This window comes from Streptomyces sp. R28 (assembly GCF_041052385.1).
Lineage (GTDB): Bacteria > Actinomycetota > Actinomycetes > Streptomycetales > Streptomycetaceae > Streptomyces.
The window spans coordinates 7366701-7382755 of record NZ_CP163439.1 but is presented as its reverse complement, the minus strand read 5'-3'; the positions used below and the strand labels follow the sequence as shown (position 1 = coordinate 7382755).

Here is a 16055-nt window from a genome sequence, read left to right as displayed (position 1 = left end):
GTGTCCCGTGCGCGTGCCCGCCCGTCTCCTCCCGCTGACCGCGGTCACCGCGGCCTCCGCCCTGCTCACCGGCTGTTTCTCCTCGGCGGGGTCCGACGAGGCGGCCGCCGAGGGCAAGCGCATCCGTGTGGCGCACATGCTGCCGCCCCGATCGGGCCTGTCCCCGCTGAGCGACGACGCGTTCAAGCTGTCGCGCTGGTCGACCGCCGAGACCCTGGTGAAGCTCGACAAGGAAGGCGACGCCGAGCCCGCCCTCGCCACCAAGTGGCAGCAGGCCGGCCGCACCTGGACCTTCGAGATACGCGACGGCGTCACCTTCCACGACGGCACGAAGCTCGACGCGGACGCCGTCGTACGGTCGCTCACCAAGGCCGCCACCGCCGCACCCAAGCCCCGCATCCTCGACGGCGTCGAGCTGACCGCGAAGGCCGAGGACCCCGACACGGTCACCGTCACCACCGGCACCGAGGACCCCCTCGTCCCGCAGCGGCTCAGCTCACCCCAGCTGTCGATCCTGGCCGCCAAGGCGTACCGGGGGAAGACGGTCGACCCCGTCGGCGCCGGCACCGGCCCCTTCGAACTCGTCAAGGTCAACGGCACCTCCTCCGCCGCCCTCGACCGCTACGACGCCTACTGGGGCGGCAAGGCCAAGGCCCCGGGAATCGACGTCACGTTCGTGCCGGACGGGACGGCCCGCGCCGCCGCCCTGCGCACCGGCGAGGCCGACATCGTCGAGGCGATCCCGGTCTCCCAGGCCGCCGTCCTCGACCAGGACCTGATCACCGAGGTCCCGATGCCGCGCACCAACACCCTCTACCTGAACACCGAGAAGGGCGCCTTCAAGGACGCCTCGCTGCGCGCCGCCGCCCGGGAGGCGATCGACGCCAAGTCGATCGTCGAGGGCGTGTACGAGGGGCGGGCGGATGTCGCCAAGGGACTGCTCGGGCCCGCGCTGCCGTGGGCGGCCAAGCTGCGCACGCCCGTCAAGCACACGAAGGCCGGCAAGCCGAACGGCACGACGATCACCATCGGCACCTTCACCGACCGCGCCGAACTGCCCGAGGTCGCCGCCACGCTGCAGCAGCAGCTGCAGAAGGCCGGGTTCAAGGTGAAGCTCGACGTCCGCGAGTACGCCAACATCGAATCCGACGCCCTCGCGGGCAAGTTCGACGCGTTCATCCTCTCCCGCGCCACCGTCCTCGACTCCGGCGACCCGGTCGCCTACCTGTACAGCGACTTCGCCTCCGACGGCTCCTTCAACCTCTCCCAGCTCGCCGCCCCCTCCGTGGACGCCGAGCTGAAGAAGGCCGGCGAGACACGGGCCGGCGACGCCCGCCGCAAGGCGGTCATCGAGGCCGAGGCCGCCGTGCTCGCCCAGGACGCGGCGGTGCCGATGCTCCACGAGCGCGTGATCCAGGGCGACGGCGCCGGAGTCGTCGACGCCGCACACGACCCGCGCGAGCGTGAGCTCGTGACGATCGACACGTACATCAAGTGAAGGTCATAGCGAGGAAGCTGGTCAGCCCGGCCGGGGTGACCCGCTTCGGCTGTCTCGTCGCCGTCCTGACCGCCGTCGGCCTGCTGCCCTGGCTCTCGCGCCGGGACCCGGCGCTCACCGTGCTGCGCGCCCGGTCGGCCGAGCAGGAGGCGACCGAGGAGGCCCTGTCCGCGATCCGCGAGGACCTCGGGCTGGGCGTCGGCCCCCTTTCCCTGCTGGGGAGTTGGGCCTCTGACCTGCTGCACGGCGACCTCGGCACCTCCTGGGTGTCCGGGACCGACGTCCTGCCGTCCGTCGTCGCCGGGCTCCAGGTGTCGCTGGGCCTGATGGGCGCGGCGCTCGGCGTGGCGGTCGTGCTGGCCGCCGTGCTGGTGGCGCCGGTACTGGTGCGGGGACGCGGGTCGGCCGGGGCGCTCGCCGCGATGCTGGCCGCCGTGCCCGAGTTCCTGCTGGCCACGGTCGCGCTGCTGGTGTGCGGGGTGTGGCTGGGGTGGCTGCCGACGGCCGGCTGGGCGGGCCCCCAGTACCTGGTGCTGCCCGCGATCGCCCTCGGCGTCCCGGCGGGCGGTCTGCTCGGCCGGCTGGTCGCGGACGCGCTGCCCGCCGTGCTCGACGAGCGGTGGGTGGAGCTGTGGCGGGGTGCGGGAGTGAGCCGTACGAGGATCTCGGCGGCCGCCCTCAAGCGCGTGCTGCCGCCGCTGGTACCGCAGTTCGGGATGGTCGCCGTCGGCCTGACCGGTGGCGCGGTCGCCGTGGAGATGGTGTTCGCGGTGCCCGGCATCGGCCGTACGGCGCTCGGCGCGGCCAAGTCGCAGGACCTGCCGCTGCTCCAGGGTTCCGTCCTGGCCCTGCTGCTGCTCGGCCTGGTCGCGGGCGCACTGGCGGTGGGCGTACGGCGCCGGCTGCTGGGCCCCGCGCTGCGGGACGCCGGGCTGACGCTGCCGCCGGCCCGTCCGGTCCGCACGCACCCGGCGATCCCGTTGACGCTGTTCACCGTCCTCGCCGTGACCATCGGCTGGGGCCTGCTGCGCGACCCGTACACCGTGCGGACCGCCGCCCGCCTCGCCGCCCCCTCCTGGGCGTACCCGCTCGGCACCGACGCCCTCGGCCGCGACGTGCTCGCCCGGCTCGGTCATGGCGCCGCCTCGACGGTCGGCACGGCCGCCGCCATATGCGCGCTGAGCCTGCTCGTCGCGCTCGCGCTGGGCTTCCTGCCCGGCATCGCGGCGGGAGCGGCCGACATCGCCAACGCGCTGCCCCCGGTGATCGTCGGCATCCTGGTCGCCGCGGCGGCCGGTCCCGGCACCGGCGGCGCGGCCCTCGCCGTCGCCCTGATCTCCTGGCCGGCCCTGTCCGCGCACGCGGCGGCACTGGTGCAGGAGGTGCGGGCATCGGCGTTCCTCAGCGCCCAACGAGCCATCGGCGCGACTCCGTTCTGGATCCTCACCCGGCACGTCCTGCCGTCCGTCGCCGCCCCGGTCGCCCGCCATGCCCTGCTGCGCCTGCCCGGCATCGCCCTCGCCCTGGCGTCCCTCGGCTTCCTGGGCCTGGGCGCCCAGCCGCCCACCCCCGAGTGGGGCCTGCTGCTCGACGAGTCCCGCGCCTACGTCGAACGCGCCCCCTGGGCGGCCCTCGCCCCGGCCGTCGCGCTGGCCCTGCTGGCGGGGCTGGCGGTGTCGGGAGCGGCGGCCGTACAGGGGAGGCGGCCGGCCCGCAAGGCCGGTGGCCCCAGGGCCGAACGCGGCGCACGCGCCGTACGCGCCGCACGGAAGGAGACCTCCGTTGGAGCCTGAGCACCCCACCGAACCGCTGCTGTCGGTGCGCGACCTGCGGATCGCCTTCGCCGAGGGCGAGGTCGAGGTCGAGGTCGTGCGCGGCCTCTCCTTCGACATCCGCCCACGCGAAGTGCTGGCGATCGTCGGCGAGTCGGGCGCCGGAAAGTCCCTCACGGCCCGGGCGTTGCTGGGCATGCTGCCCCGGGGCGCGACGACGGGCGGAACGATCGAGCCGGACCTCGCGGCCCACCGCGGCCGCCGTATCTCCCTCGTCCCGCAGGACGCCCTGTCCGCCCTGTCCCCCGTGCACCCGGTCGGCGACCAACTCGCCGCCGCCGTACGGTCGGTGGCCCGCGTCTCCCGCAAGGAGGCCCGGACCCGGGCGATCGCCGCACTCGAGCGGGTCGGCATCCCGGACGCCGCCCGCAAGGCGCGGGCGTATCCGCACGAGTACTCCGGCGGCATGCGGCAGCGCGCCGTCATCGCCATGGCGACGATCAACGAACCCGACGTCGTCGTCGCCGACGAACCCACCACCGCCCTGGACGAGGAGCACCGCGACCAGATACTGCGGGTGCTCGCCGAGCAGCGGGAGGCGGTGGGGGCCGCGCTCGTGCTGGTCACCCACGACATGGACGTCGTACGGGACCACGCGGACCGCGTGCTGGTGATGTACGCCGGCCACCTCACCGAACTCGGCCCGGCGGACGAGGTCCTGGGCCGCCCCCGCGCCCCGTACACGGCGGGCCTGCTGGCCTCCCTCCCCCAGCACGCACCCCCCGGCCGCCGTCTCCCCGCCCTGCGCGGCACCCCACCCGCCCCTGGCGCACTCCCCCCGGGCTGCGCCTTCAGTCCGCGCTGCCCGCTCGCGGCGGACCTCTGCCATACGGCGCGGCCGGAGCCCCAGGAGGTGGCGGGACGCCTGGTGGCCTGTCACCGCTGGCGCGAACTCCCCTGTCCGGCAACGGAGTTGTTCCATGAGTGATGCCCTGCTCGAGGTCCGCGACCTCGTGGTCCGCTACGGCGACGCGACTGCCGTCGACCACGTCTCGTTCACCCTGCCCGCCGGCGAGACCCTCGCTCTGAGCGGCCCCTCCGGCTGCGGCAAGTCCTCCACGGCTCTCGCGGTCCTCCAGCTGCGCCGCCCGGACGCCGGTGAAGTCCTCTTCGAGGGCCGGGAGTTGACGACCCTCACCGAACGTGAGCTGCGCCCGCTCCGTCCGCGCATGCAGCCCGTCTTCCAGGACCCGTACGGCTCACTGAGCCCCCGCCACCGCATCCGCGACGCGGTGGCGGAACCACTGAAGGTGCAGGGCCGCTGGAGCGGCACCGACGGCCCCGCCCGCGTCGCCGAGCTCCTCGACCGGGTCGGCCTGGACCCGTCGTACGGCGACCGCCACCCGCACGAACTCTCCGGCGGCCAGTGCCAACGCGCCGGAATCGCCCGTGCGCTGGCGTCCGAACCGCGCCTGCTGGTCCTGGACGAGCCCGTGTCGGCCCTCGATCCCTCGGTGCGGGCCGGCGTGCTGAACCTGCTCGCCGACCTCCAGGACGACCTCGGCCTCGGCTACCTCTTCATCTGCCACGACCGGGCGGTCGTACGGCATTTCGCGGACCGGACGATCAAGATGCGCGAGGGGCGCGTCATTTCCGCGTAGCGGCCTCGATCACCTGGCGCAGGCCTTCGGTGAGTTGCTCCGCGCTGGGCGCGGTTTTGGCATCGAAGGTCCACTGGGCGATGAGCCCCGTCATCAAGGTCACGTACAACATGCCGAGGGTGTCGGCGGTCTCGTCCGAGACGTCCTCCTCGCGCCCGCCCATCAGCATCGGCACGAACCCGCGCCCGGCCTCCCGCTGGGCCCGCGCCAAGTAGTCGCGCACCTCGGGCAGTTGGTCGCCCATGACCACGATCTCCATGCTCAGATGCCAGATCGATCCCGGCTGCCGCATGGTGCCGATGACGTTCGCCCACACCTCGCGGAACCGTTCGAGGGAACCGGGCTCGGCGCTCATGGCGGCCCCGTCCCCCTCGAAGGCGTCCCCCATCCCCTCGGCCAGCGACACGTACGCCTGCGCCAGCAACGCGTCCTTCGACCCGTAGTGGTAGCCGATCGACGCCAGGTTGGTCCCGGACTCCTTGACGATGTCGCGCGCGGTCGTCCGCACGAAACCCTTCGCCAGCAGGCAGCGCTTGGCGCCTTCGAGCAGATCCTCACGGTGTCCCATGCCGAACACCCTACCGCCGATCCATACGCCCGTCATACACAAACGTCCTAGACAAGCGTTTAAGACGCGCGTACATTCCCTGGCATGACAACGAACCCGACGAGCACCACCACGCCGCCACCCGCCCGCGCCGGGCGCGCCGGCCGCCGCGAATGGACCGCCCTCGGCGTGCTGATGCTTCCGCTGCTGCTGGTCTCCATGGACGTCTCCGTCCTCTACTTCGCGGTCCCGGCGATCAGCGCGGACCTGGAGCCGACCGGCACCCAGCAGCTGTGGATCTTCGACATCTACGGATTCGTCCTGGCCGGCCTGCTGATGACGATGGGCTCACTCGGCGACCGCGTCGGCCACCGCCGCCTCCTGCTGATCGGCGCCACCGCCTTCGGCACCGCCTCGCTGATGGCGGCGTACGCGAACAGCGCCGAGACCCTGATCGCGGCCCGCGCGATCCTCGGCATCGGCGGCGCGACCCTGATGCCCTCGACGATGGCCATACTCCGCACGCTGTTCACCGACCCCGCGCAGCGCGCGAAAGCGATCGGCCTGTGGTCCGGTGTGATGACGGCCGGGATCGCACTCGGCTCCGTGATGAGCGGGGTGCTGGTCGAGCACTTCTGGTGGGGCTCGGTCTTCCTGGTCAACCTGCCCGCGATGGCCTTGCTGCTGGTCCTCGGCCCGATCCTGCTCCCCGAGTCCAAGGACCTCGCACCCGGCCGTTTCGACTGGCTGAGCGTTCCCCTGTCGATGGCGGCGGTGCTTCCCGTGGTCTACGGCCTGAAGGAGATCCCGTCCGAGGGCTGGAACGTCCGCTACGTCGTCTCGATCACCGTCGGCCTGCTGTTCGCGGCCCTTTTCGTCCACCGTCAGCGCACGGCCGCGGCACCGATGATCTCCCCGGACCTGTTCCGCGGACGGGGCTTCGCGCCCTCCGTGGGCCTCAACCTCGTCTGCATGTTCGCGCTGATGGGCTCGTCCTACTTCACCACGCAGTACCTGCAGTCGGTGCTCGGCAAGGGCGCGCTGGAGGCGGCCCTGTGGGCGCTGCTGCCGTCGGTGCCGATCGGGGCGGCGGCGCCGGTCGCGACCCAGCTCGTGCAGAAGGGCGTCAATCGCGCCTACGTCGTCACCGCGGGCTTCGCGATCGCCGCGACCGGTTTCGTACTGCTGTCCCTCGCCGGCACGGACGCGTTGTGGCTGGTGCTGACCGCGTGCGCGGTCCTCGCCGTCGGAGGCGTCACGGTGATGTCCCAGATCATGGACCTCGCGATGGGATCCGCCCCGGTGGAACGAGCGGGGTCCGCGTCCTCCCTGCTGGAGACCGGTGCCGAGTTCGGCGGCGCCCTCGGCATGGCCGTCCTCGGCTCGATCGGCACGGCGATCTACCGTCACGAGATCCCGGCGTCGGCGCCGGACGCTGCGCACCAGACGCTGGGCGGCGCGCTGGCGGTCGCCGACCGGGTCCCGGGACTGGCGACGGCGGCGCGGGAGGCGTTCACCAGCGGGATGCAGGGGGCGGCGATCGCGGGAGCGGTACTGCTGGCGGGCGCGGCCGGACTGGCGGCGGTCACTCTGCGCCGGGTCCAGGCGCCGGAGCCCGCATGCGAAACGCCGGACGCGCCGAGCAAGCTCAGCGCGTCCGGCGTTCGATAGAACTCAGACCAGGTTCACCGCACGGGCGGACGTCGCCCCGATCTCCTCGGCGACCTCCGTCAGCACCCCGAGGGGCACCGTGTCGTCAACGGTCAGGACGGCCAGCGCCTCGCCACCGGCGACGGCACGCGAGACCTGCATGCCGGCGATGTTGATGCCGGCCTCGCCGAAGATGCGGCCGACGGTGCCGACGACACCCGGACGGTCCTCGTACTTCAGGACGGCCATGTGGTCGGCGAGCGCGAGGTCGACGTCGTAGTCGCCGACCGCGACGATCTTCTGCAGGTGCTTCGGGCCGGCCAGCGTGCCGGAGACCGACACCTCCTCGCCGTCCGCGAGCGTGCCGCGCACGGTGACCACGTTGCGGTGGTCGGTGGCCTCCGAGCTGGTCGTCAGCCGCACCTCGACGCCGCGCTCCTGGGCGAACAGCGGGGCGTTGACGTACGACACCGTCTCGTCGACGACGTCCTCGAAGACACCCTTGAGGGCGCTGAGCTCCAGCACCTTCACGTCGTGCTGGGTGATCTCGCCGTACACCTCGACGTCGAGGCGGACCGCGACCTCACCGGCGAGCGCCGTGAAGATCCGGCCCAGGCGCTCGGCGAGCGGCAGACCCGGCTTGACGTCCTCGGCGATGACGCCGCCCTGGACGTTCACCGCGTCCGGCACGAGCTCACCGGCGAGGGCGAGACGCACCGAGCGGGCGACGGCGATACCGGCCTTCTCCTGCGCCTCGTCGGTGGAGGCACCGAGGTGCGGAGTGGCGACGACCTGGTCGAACTCGAACAGCGGGGAGTCCGTGCAGGGCTCCTTCGCGTACACGTCGAGACCGGCGCCGGCGACCCGGCCCTCCTTGAGGGCGGAGTACAGCGCCTCCTCGTCGACGATCCCGCCGCGGGCGGCATTGACGATGCGCACGCTGGGCTTGACCTTGCGCAGCGCCTCGTCGCCGATGAGGCCGACGGTCTCGGGCGTCTTGGGCAGGTGGACGGTGATGAAGTCGGAGACCTCGAGCAGCTCGTCCAGCGACAGCACCTTGACGCCCATCTGGGCGGCGCGGGCGGGCTGGATGTAGGGGTCGTAGGCCACGACCTTCATGCCGAAGCCGGACATGCGCTGGGCGACCAGCGCACCGATACGGCCCAGACCGACGACACCGAGGGTCTTCTCGGCGAGCTCCACACCCGTGTACTTGCTGCGCTTCCACTCGCCGTTCTTCAGCGCGGCGTTGGCCTGCGGAATGTGGCGGGCGGTGGCTACGAGGAGACCGCAGGCCAGCTCGGCGGCGGTCACGATGTTCGAGGTGGGGGCGTTGACGACCATCACGCCGGCCTTGGTGGCGGCGGAGACGTCGACGTTGTCGAGGCCGACGCCGGCTCGCGCGACGACCTTGAGCTTCTTGGCGGCGGCGATCGCCTCGGCGTCGACCTTGGTGGCGGAGCGGATCAGGATCGCGTCCACGTCGGCGATGGCCGGGAGCAGTTCGGCCCGGTCGGCGCCGTTGCAGTGCCGGATCTCGAAGTCCGGGCCAAGTGCGTCCACGGTCGCGGGCGAAAGCTCTTCAGCGATGAGTACGACGGGTTTCGAGCTCACGTGAGTCCTCACATGTCCATTGCGGACGGCCGTCCCGACGGCCGCTGGCGGTGGAGGGGCTAGCCGCGTGGAGACGCACGACGCTGTGGGCCTGACGCGAATGTTGTGCGCCAGTGTAGTGGCGCGGCGGAGGGCGTCTTGCGCCTCTGCGGAAGGATCACCCGGACGAGAAACGCCATTTTGTAAGGGGTCTCCGTGGGTCCGGGGCAAAGTCCCGTGGCGGTACCCCCAGTCGAGGGTACCGCCACGGACGTGAGGCTTACGCCTCCTCGTTCACCCAGCTCATGAGCTTGCGCAGCTCCTTGCCGGTGGTCTCCAGCAGGTGCTCGGAGTCCTGCTGCTTGTACTCGTTGTACTTCTTCAGACCGCCGTGGTACTCGTCCATCCAGGCCTGGGCGAAGGTGCCGTCCTGGATCTCGGCGAGGACCTTCTTCATCTCGGCCTTGGTGGCGTCGGTGATGATCCGCGGACCGGTGACGTAGTCGCCCCACTCGGCGGTCTCGGAGATCGACCAGCGCATCTTCTCCAGGCCGCCCTCGTACATGAGGTCCACGATCAGCTTCAGCTCGTGCAGGCACTCGAAGTACGCGATCTCCGGCTGGTAGCCGGCCTCGGTCAGCGTCTCGAACCCGGCCTTCACCAGGGCGGCGGTGCCACCACAGAGAACGGCCTGCTCACCGAACAGGTCGGTCTCGGTCTCCTCGGTGAAGGTCGTCTTGATGACGCCGGCGCGGGTGCCGCCGATGCCCTTGGCGTACGACAGGGCCAGCGCGAAGGCGTTGCCGGTGGCGTCCTGCTCGACGGCGGCGATGCAGGGAACGCCGCGGCCCTCCTCGTACTGGCGGCGGACCAGGTGGCCCGGGCCCTTCGGGGCGACCATGCAGACGTCGACGCCGGCCGGGGGCTTGATGAAGCCGAAGCGGATGTTCAGGCCGTGGCCGAAGAACAGCGCGTCGCCGTCCTTCAGGTTGTCCTTGATGTGGTCCTCGTAGACCTGGGCCTGGATCGGGTCCGGGACGAGGATCATGATGACGTCGGCCTCGGCGGCGGCCTCCGACGGCGTCACCACGCGCAGGCCCTGCTCCTCGGCCTTCGCCTTGGACTTGGAGCCCTCGTGCAGACCGACGCGGACGTCGACACCCGAGTCACGGAGCGACAGCGCGTGGGCGTGGCCCTGGCTGCCGTAACCGATGACCGCGACCTTGCGGCCCTGGATGATGGACAGGTCGGCGTCGGCGTCGTAGAACAGCTCGGCCACTTTGGGTTCTCTCCTTGTGTGCAGGTGTTGCGTCCCACCGTATGACGGCGGGGGTGAGGGAGGTCTCGGGGTCTCGGAATGCGGGCGGCCGGTGCGGTGCCGACCGCCCGATTCCGGTCGTACGTGAATCTTCTACGAGTTGCTCGTCCGCAGGCCCGCGACGAGCCGTACGGAACTCAGGCCGAGCGGTCGAGGGCGCGCAGCGACCGGTCCGTGATCGAACGCGCACCGCGTCCGATCGCGATCGTGCCGGACTGGACGAGCTCCTTGATGCCGTACGGCTCCAGCATCTTCAGCATGGCCGACAGCTTCTCGCTGCTGCCGGTGGCCTCGATCGTCACGGCCTCCGGGGAGACGTCGACGGTCTTGGCGCGGAACAGCTGGACGATCTCGACGATCTGGGAGCGCGTCTCGTTGTCGGCGCGCACCTTCACCAGAACGAGTTCGCGCTGAACGGCCGAACCCGGCTCCAGCTCGACGATCTTCAGCACGTTGACCAGCTTGTTGAGCTGCTTGGTCACCTGCTCCAGCGGCAGATCCTCCACGCCCACGACGATGGTGATGCGGGAGATGTCGGGGTGCTCGGTGACGCCGACCGCGAGCGAGTCGATGTTGAAGCCGCGGCGGGAGAACAGGGCGGCGATCCGGGCGAGGATGCCCGGGGTGTTCTCCACCAGGACGGAGAGCGTGTGCTTGGACATGATCTCTTTGCTCTTCCTCGCTCAGTCGTCTTCGTTGTCGCCGAAGTCGGGGCGGACGTCCCGAGCGGCCATGATCTCGTCGTTGGAGGTGCCGGCGGCGACCATCGGCCACACCATCGCGTCCTCGTGGACGATGAAGTCGATGACGACCGGGCGGTCGTTGATGGAGTTCGCCTCTTCGATGACCTTGTCGAGGTCCTCCGGCGACTCGCAGCGGATCGCGTAGCAGCCCATGGCCTCCGACAGCTTCACGAAGTCGGGGACGCGGGTGCCGGCGCTCGGCTGCTTGCCGTCGGCCTCGGGGCCGGAGTGCAGCACGGTGTTGGAGTAGCGCTGGTTGTAGAAGAGGGTCTGCCACTGGCGGACCATCCCGAGGGCGCCGTTGTTGATGATGGCGACCTTGATCGGGATGTTGTTCAGGGCGCAGGTGGTCAGTTCCTGATTGGTCATCTGGAAGCAGCCGTCGCCGTCGATCGCCCAGACCGCCTTGTCCGGCGCGCCGGCCTTGGCGCCCATCGCGGCCGGGACCGCGTAGCCCATGGTTCCGGCGCCGCCGGAGTTCAGCCAGGTGGCGGGCTTCTCGTACTGCACGAAGTGCGCGGCCCACATCTGGTGCTGGCCGACGCCCGCCGCGAAGATCGTGCCCTCCGGGGCGAGTTGGCCGATCCGCTCGATGACGTGCTGCGGGGACAGCGAGCCGTCCTCGGGCTGGTCGTAGCCGAGCGGGTAGGTGTCGCGCCAGCGGCTGAGGTCCTTCCACCAGGCGCTGTAGTCGCCCTGGTGGCCCTCGGCGTGCTCCTTCTGGACGGCCTGGACCAGGTCGGCGATGACCTCGCGGGCGTCACCGACGATCGGCACGTCGGCGGCGCGGTTCTTGCCGATCTCGGCCGGGTCGATGTCGGCGTGGACGATCTTGGCGTACGGGGCGAAGCTGTCCAGCTTGCCGGTGACGCGGTCGTCGAAGCGGGCTCCGAGGGCGACGATCAGGTCGGCCTTCTGCAGCGCGGTGACGGCGGTGACCGCACCGTGCATGCCCGGCATTCCCACGTGCAGCGGGTGGCTGTCGGGGAATGCGCCGAGCGCCATCAGGGTGGTGGTGACGGGCGCTCCGGTGAGTTCGGCGAGGACCTTCAGCTCGGCGGTGGCGCCGGCCTTGATGACGCCTCCGCCGACGTAGAGGACGGGCCGCTTGGCGGCGGTGATCAGCTTGGCGGCCTCGCGGATCTGCTTGGCGTGCGGCTTGGTGACGGGCCGGTAGCCGGGCAGGTCCATGGTGGGCGGCCAGGAGAAGGTGGTCTGCGCCTGGAGGGCGTCCTTGGCGATGTCGACCAGGACCGGGCCGGGGCGGCCGGTGGAGGCGATGTGGAACGCCTGCGCGATGATCCGCGGGATGTCCTCGGCCTTGGTGACCAGGAAGTTGTGCTTGGTGATCGGCATCGTGATGCCGACGATGTCCGCCTCCTGGAAGGCGTCCGTACCGATCGCCTTGGAGGCCACCTGCCCGGTGATCGCCACGAGCGGCACCGAGTCCATGTGGGCGTCCGCGATCGGCGTCACCAGGTTGGTCGCACCGGGGCCGGAGGTCGCCATGCAGACGCCGACCCTGCCGGTGGCCTGCGCGTAACCGGTGGCGGCGTGGCCGGCGCCCTGCTCGTGGCGGACCAGGACGTGGCGGACCTTGGTGGAATCCATCAGCGGGTCGTACGCCGGAAGGATCGCACCGCCGGGAATGCCGAATACCGTGTCGGCCCCGACCTCCTCGAGAGAGCGGATGAGGGACTGCGCACCCGTGACGTGCTCGGGGGCGGACTGGTGTCCTCCGGATCGGGGCCGCGGCTGCGGGTGATGGGCCCCGGTGGCCTGCTCGGTCATCGGCATTCTCTTCTCGATGCTGAGGGTTTTTGCGAGGTTTGGGCGGAGTTTCGGTGCTGCACGACTCGCGCCTGTGCAACAAAAAACCCCTCGTGCCATAAGGCAAGCGAGGGGAGCGCGCCGGGTGTGGAGGCTGGGAGTTCCGGGTCTGTCCGGACGTCACCAGCTTCAGCCGACGCGCTTTCCAAGTACGAGAATTCGGGTGCGCATGGCACTGACCCTCCCCCCGGCGCACACCCACTGTCAAGTGGGTGGGACGGGAGTCTCATTATGTGAGCGATGGGCACTGCCGCCTCCGAGAACAGCGGTCACACCACCGGTGTACACCCCCGCGCCGCCACCCGCGAACGCGGGCTCCGCCGGCCCGTGCGGCACCGGATAGTGGCCGGAACTGAGCGCCCGGCGCAGCCGGTACTCGTCCAGCGGACCGGAGAACGCCATGCCCTGCCCGTGCGTGCACCCCATCGCGCGCAGTGCGACGACCTGCTCCGGCAGGTCCACGCCGTCGGCCACGGACTGCAGCCCGAGGTCGCCGGCGATCCGCAGCAGCCCACCGGTGATCTTGTGCAGCCGCGCGGACTCGACGACTCCCTCGACCAGACCGCGGTCGAGCCTGAGTACGTCGACGGGAAGCCGGCGCAGGGCCGTGAGCGCCGCGTATCCGCTGCCGAAGCCGTCCAGGGCGATCCGGACGCCGAGTCTGCGCAGGCCGCTCAGGCGGCGCTCCAGTTCGTCCAGCGAGACACGGGGGTCGAGGTCGGACAGCTCGATGATCAGCGACCCGGACGGCAGCCCGTGCCGGGTCAGCAGCGCCTCGATCGAGCCGAGCGGCATCGACCGGTCCAGCAGCCGACGCGCGCCCACCCGGACGGCGACGGGGACGGCGAGCCCGGTCGCGGCGCGTTCGGCGGCCTGCTCGACGGCCTCCTCCAGCATCCAGCGGCCCAGCTCGGCGGTCTTGTCGCTGTCCTCGGCCACCCGCAGGAACTCGGCGGGCGTGAACAGCACCCCTTGCGAGGACCGCCAGCGCGCCTGGGTGGCGACCGATGTGATCCGGCCGTCCTCCAGACGGACCACCGGCTGGTGCAGCAGCGCGAACTCGCCGTCGTGCAGCGCGGCACGCAGGCGCGTGGCCAGCTCCGCCTTGCGTACGACGTCCTGCTGCATCTGCGGCTTGTACAGCTCGACGCGGCCCTTGCCGCCCGCCTTGGCGCGGTACATGGCCAGGTCGGCGTTGCGCAGCAGCTCACCCGCGCCGAGACCCGGCTCGGCGAAGGCGACGCCGATGGAGGCGTTGACACGGACATCGTTGCCGTCGATGAGGTACGGCTGCGACAGCGTCCCTCTGAGCCGGTCGGCGAGCTCTACGATGTGGCCTTCGCGGGCGGTGCGGTCGCGGGTGTTGTCCCCGGCGATCAGGGCCGCGAACTCGTCGCCGCCCAGCCGGGACGCGGTGTCCCCGCCCCGGACCGCCTCCTGGAGCCTGCGGGCGGCCTGGACGAGCAACTCGTCCCCGGCCTGGTGTCCGATCGTGTCGTTGACGCCCTTGAAGCCGTCGAGGTCGATGAAGAGGACGGCCGTGTTGCGCAGGGCGATGCCTCGGTCGGAGGCGCGCCGGCCGGACAGGGCCTGCTGCACACGCTTGGTGAACAGCGCGCGGTTGGGCAGGTCGGTGAGCGGGTCGTGTTCGGCGTTGTGCTGGAGCTGCGCCTGCAGGCGCACTCTTTCGGTCACGTCCCGGCTGTTGAAGATGAGGCCGCCGTGGTGCCGGTTGACGGTCGACTCGACGTTCAGCCACCTGTCCTCGCCGGACCGGAAGCGGCACTCGATGCGCGTAGTGGGTTCCTCGAGTGGGCTGGCGGCGAGGAAGCGGCGCACCTCGTGCACCACGCAGCCCAGGTCCTCCGGGTGGATGAGATTGGCCAGTTCCGTACCCACCAGGTCCTCGGCGGTGCGGCCGTAGACCCCGGCGGCGGCCGGGGAGACGTACCGGAGCATGCCACTGGGCGCGGCGATCATGATGACGTCGCTGGAGCCCTGCACCAGGGAGCGGAAGTGGTTCTCCTTCTGCGCCAGTTCCTGGGTGAGGGTGATGTTGTCGAGCAGCATGATGCCCTGACGCACCACGAGGGCGAGCACGACCGTGCCACCGGTGATGAGCACCACGCGGTCGACGCTGCGGCCGTTGAGGACGTTGTAGAGGATCCCCAGGGTGCAGACGGCGGCGGCGAGGTACGGCGTGAGCGCGGCCAGGGTGCCGGCGGTCGGCCGGTTGACCGGGTACCGGCTGTGCTCACCTCCCTGCGCGGGCGTGTGGTGATGGCTTCCGCCGCGCTGTCCGGGCAGGTGCTCGTGCACCACGCGCGTGTGCCCCGACCCGTCCTGCCGTTCGCTCTCTCCGTTCCGCGGTGCGGCCCACGGGGCGTAGGCCAGGAGCAGCGAGCCGGCGAACCAGCCCGCGTCGAGCAGCTGGCCGGAGCGATAGCTGTTGTGCAGCAGCGGCGAGGTGAACAAGGCGTCGCACATCACGGTCAGGGCGAGCGCGCCGATCGCGGTGTTGACCGCGGTGCGGTTTGCCGACGAGCGGCGGAAGTGCAGCGCGAGCACCATGCTGACCAGGGCGATGTCGAGCAGCGGGTAGGCGAGCGAGAGCGCGGTGTGCGCCACGCTCGCTCCCCCGCTCGAGTCGATCTTGGCCGCCTGGGCGAGGGCGAGGCTCCACGCCAGGGTCAGCAGCGAGCCGCCGATCAGCCAGGCGTCCAGCCCGAGGCAGACCCAGCCGGCCTTCGTCACCGGCCGCTTGGCGAGCACCAGGAGTCCCACGATGGCGGGCGGCGCGAAGCACAGGAAGAACCCGTCGGCGTAGGAGGGGCTGGGCACGGGCAGCTCCAGGACGACCTCGTACCACCCCCAGACCAGGTTGCCGAGGGCCGCCATGGCGGAGGAGAGGGCGAACAGCAGCCAGGCCGGCCGGAACCGGATACGGCGGCTGCGGGCGTAGCGGAAGCAGGACACGGCGGCGACGCCGGCTGCGGCGGCCAGCCCGAAGTCGCCCATGATCAGCGCGACTTGGTCCGAGCCCCAGCCGACCGCGGAACCGACGGCGTATCCCGCGCACACCAGGGCTAGGACGAGTTGGCGGACGAACCCCTTGCCGGCGCCGAAGGACGGCCGGCGGGGCAGCATCGCCGCCGACGAGGACGGTGCCCGCAGCGCTCCGTCGAGAGTGGTCGTGCCGGACGGTGGCGAGCTCACCGGGCCCTCCCGGTCCGCGCAACTCCCGGATCCCAAGGGTCCTGGTGCGCTGGGTGCGCATGCCGCCGACGGCTGCTGTGCCTGCGGTGGTGATGACTGTGACGGCTGCCGTCAACGCCGAGATGGCCGCGTCTGCGCGCGGACGATCGCCAGGGTCGCCGGCGGCGGCCCCGCCGCGTCGGGTCGTTGGTCCATAGGCCGTGCATCGCCCGTCGCCCCCCTCACAA

11 protein-coding genes are annotated in these 16055 nt (G+C 71.3%); 5 read left to right on the top strand and 6 right to left on the bottom strand.

From position 1 onward, the window contains the following. The first annotated feature begins 7 nt into the window (after positions 1-7). The 4 genes from AB5J49_RS33255 to AB5J49_RS33240 are packed head-to-tail and all read left to right on the top strand — an operon-like array spanning position 8 to position 4931. Positions 8-1498 carry an ABC transporter substrate-binding protein gene (locus AB5J49_RS33255; RefSeq protein ID WP_369172560.1) on the top strand — a complete coding sequence of 497 codons (1491 nt, stop codon included), beginning with the start codon at positions 8-10 and terminating at the stop codon, positions 1496-1498. After that, positions 1495-3291: an ABC transporter permease subunit gene (locus AB5J49_RS33250; protein ID WP_369172559.1), complete on the top strand. Its 1797-nt coding sequence runs from the start codon at positions 1495-1497 to the stop codon at positions 3289-3291. The genes AB5J49_RS33255 and AB5J49_RS33250 overlap by 4 nt, the downstream gene beginning before the upstream one ends. Next, positions 3281-4258, top strand: coding sequence for an ABC transporter ATP-binding protein (locus tag AB5J49_RS33245; protein WP_369172558.1), 978 nt, complete (start codon positions 3281-3283; stop codon positions 4256-4258). The genes AB5J49_RS33250 and AB5J49_RS33245 overlap by 11 nt, the downstream gene beginning before the upstream one ends. After that, positions 4251-4931, top strand: a complete 681-nt coding sequence (locus tag AB5J49_RS33240) for an ATP-binding cassette domain-containing protein (protein WP_369172557.1) — start codon at positions 4251-4253, stop codon at positions 4929-4931. The genes AB5J49_RS33245 and AB5J49_RS33240 overlap by 8 nt, the downstream gene beginning before the upstream one ends. On the opposite strand, the gene AB5J49_RS33235 is transcribed toward AB5J49_RS33240, so the two are convergent. After that, positions 4918-5499 carry a TetR/AcrR family transcriptional regulator gene (locus AB5J49_RS33235; RefSeq protein WP_369172556.1) on the bottom strand — a complete coding sequence of 194 codons (582 nt, stop codon included), beginning with the start codon at positions 5497-5499 and terminating at the stop codon, positions 4918-4920. The genes AB5J49_RS33240 and AB5J49_RS33235 overlap by 14 nt on opposite strands. A gap of 84 nt (positions 5500-5583) precedes the next feature. On the opposite strand from AB5J49_RS33235, the gene AB5J49_RS33230 reads away from it, so the two are divergent. Then, positions 5584-7149, top strand: coding sequence for an MFS transporter (locus AB5J49_RS33230; protein ID WP_369172555.1), 1566 nt, complete (start codon positions 5584-5586; stop codon positions 7147-7149). Positions 7150-7152: 3 nt separating this feature from the next. Here AB5J49_RS33230 and serA read toward each other — a convergent pair whose 3' ends face one another. The 5 genes from serA to AB5J49_RS33205 form a co-directional block, all read right to left on the bottom strand. Then, entirely contained in the window at positions 7153-8742 is a 1590-nt protein-coding gene (serA, locus tag AB5J49_RS33225; RefSeq protein ID WP_369172554.1) for a phosphoglycerate dehydrogenase, read from the bottom strand. A gap of 259 nt (positions 8743-9001) precedes the next feature. Then, positions 9002-10000: a ketol-acid reductoisomerase gene (ilvC, locus tag AB5J49_RS33220; RefSeq protein WP_369172553.1), complete on the bottom strand. Its 999-nt coding sequence runs from the start codon at positions 9998-10000 to the stop codon at positions 9002-9004. Between the two features lie 176 nt (positions 10001-10176). Continuing rightward, entirely contained in the window at positions 10177-10701 is a 525-nt protein-coding gene (gene ilvN / locus AB5J49_RS33215; RefSeq protein ID WP_187821043.1) for an acetolactate synthase small subunit, read from the bottom strand. Positions 10702-10722: 21 nt separating this feature from the next. After that, on the bottom strand, positions 10723-12579 hold the full coding sequence (locus tag AB5J49_RS33210) for an acetolactate synthase large subunit (RefSeq protein ID WP_369172552.1): 1857 nt from the start codon (positions 12577-12579) through the stop codon (positions 10723-10725). Between the two features lie 237 nt (positions 12580-12816). Continuing rightward, positions 12817-15828 carry a putative bifunctional diguanylate cyclase/phosphodiesterase gene (locus tag AB5J49_RS33205; protein ID WP_369172551.1) on the bottom strand — a complete coding sequence of 1004 codons (3012 nt, stop codon included), beginning with the start codon at positions 15826-15828 and terminating at the stop codon, positions 12817-12819. Positions 15829-16055: the final 227 nt, after the last annotated feature.

Excerpts from the sequence above, each read along its gene's own strand:
- AB5J49_RS33240 (WP_369172557.1), top strand. The coding sequence starts at position 4,251 with ATGAGTGATGCCCTGCTCGAGGTCCGCGACCTCGTGGTCCGCTACGGC.
- AB5J49_RS33235 (WP_369172556.1), bottom strand. The coding sequence starts at position 5,499 with ATGGGACACCGTGAGGATCTGCTCGAAGGCGCCAAGCGCTGCCTGCTG.
- AB5J49_RS33230 (WP_369172555.1), top strand. The coding sequence starts at position 5,584 with ATGACAACGAACCCGACGAGCACCACCACGCCGCCACCCGCCCGCGCC.
- ilvN (WP_187821043.1), bottom strand. The coding sequence starts at position 10,701 with ATGTCCAAGCACACGCTCTCCGTCCTGGTGGAGAACACCCCGGGCATC.
- AB5J49_RS33210 (WP_369172552.1), bottom strand. The coding sequence starts at position 12,579 with ATGCCGATGACCGAGCAGGCCACCGGGGCCCATCACCCGCAGCCGCGG.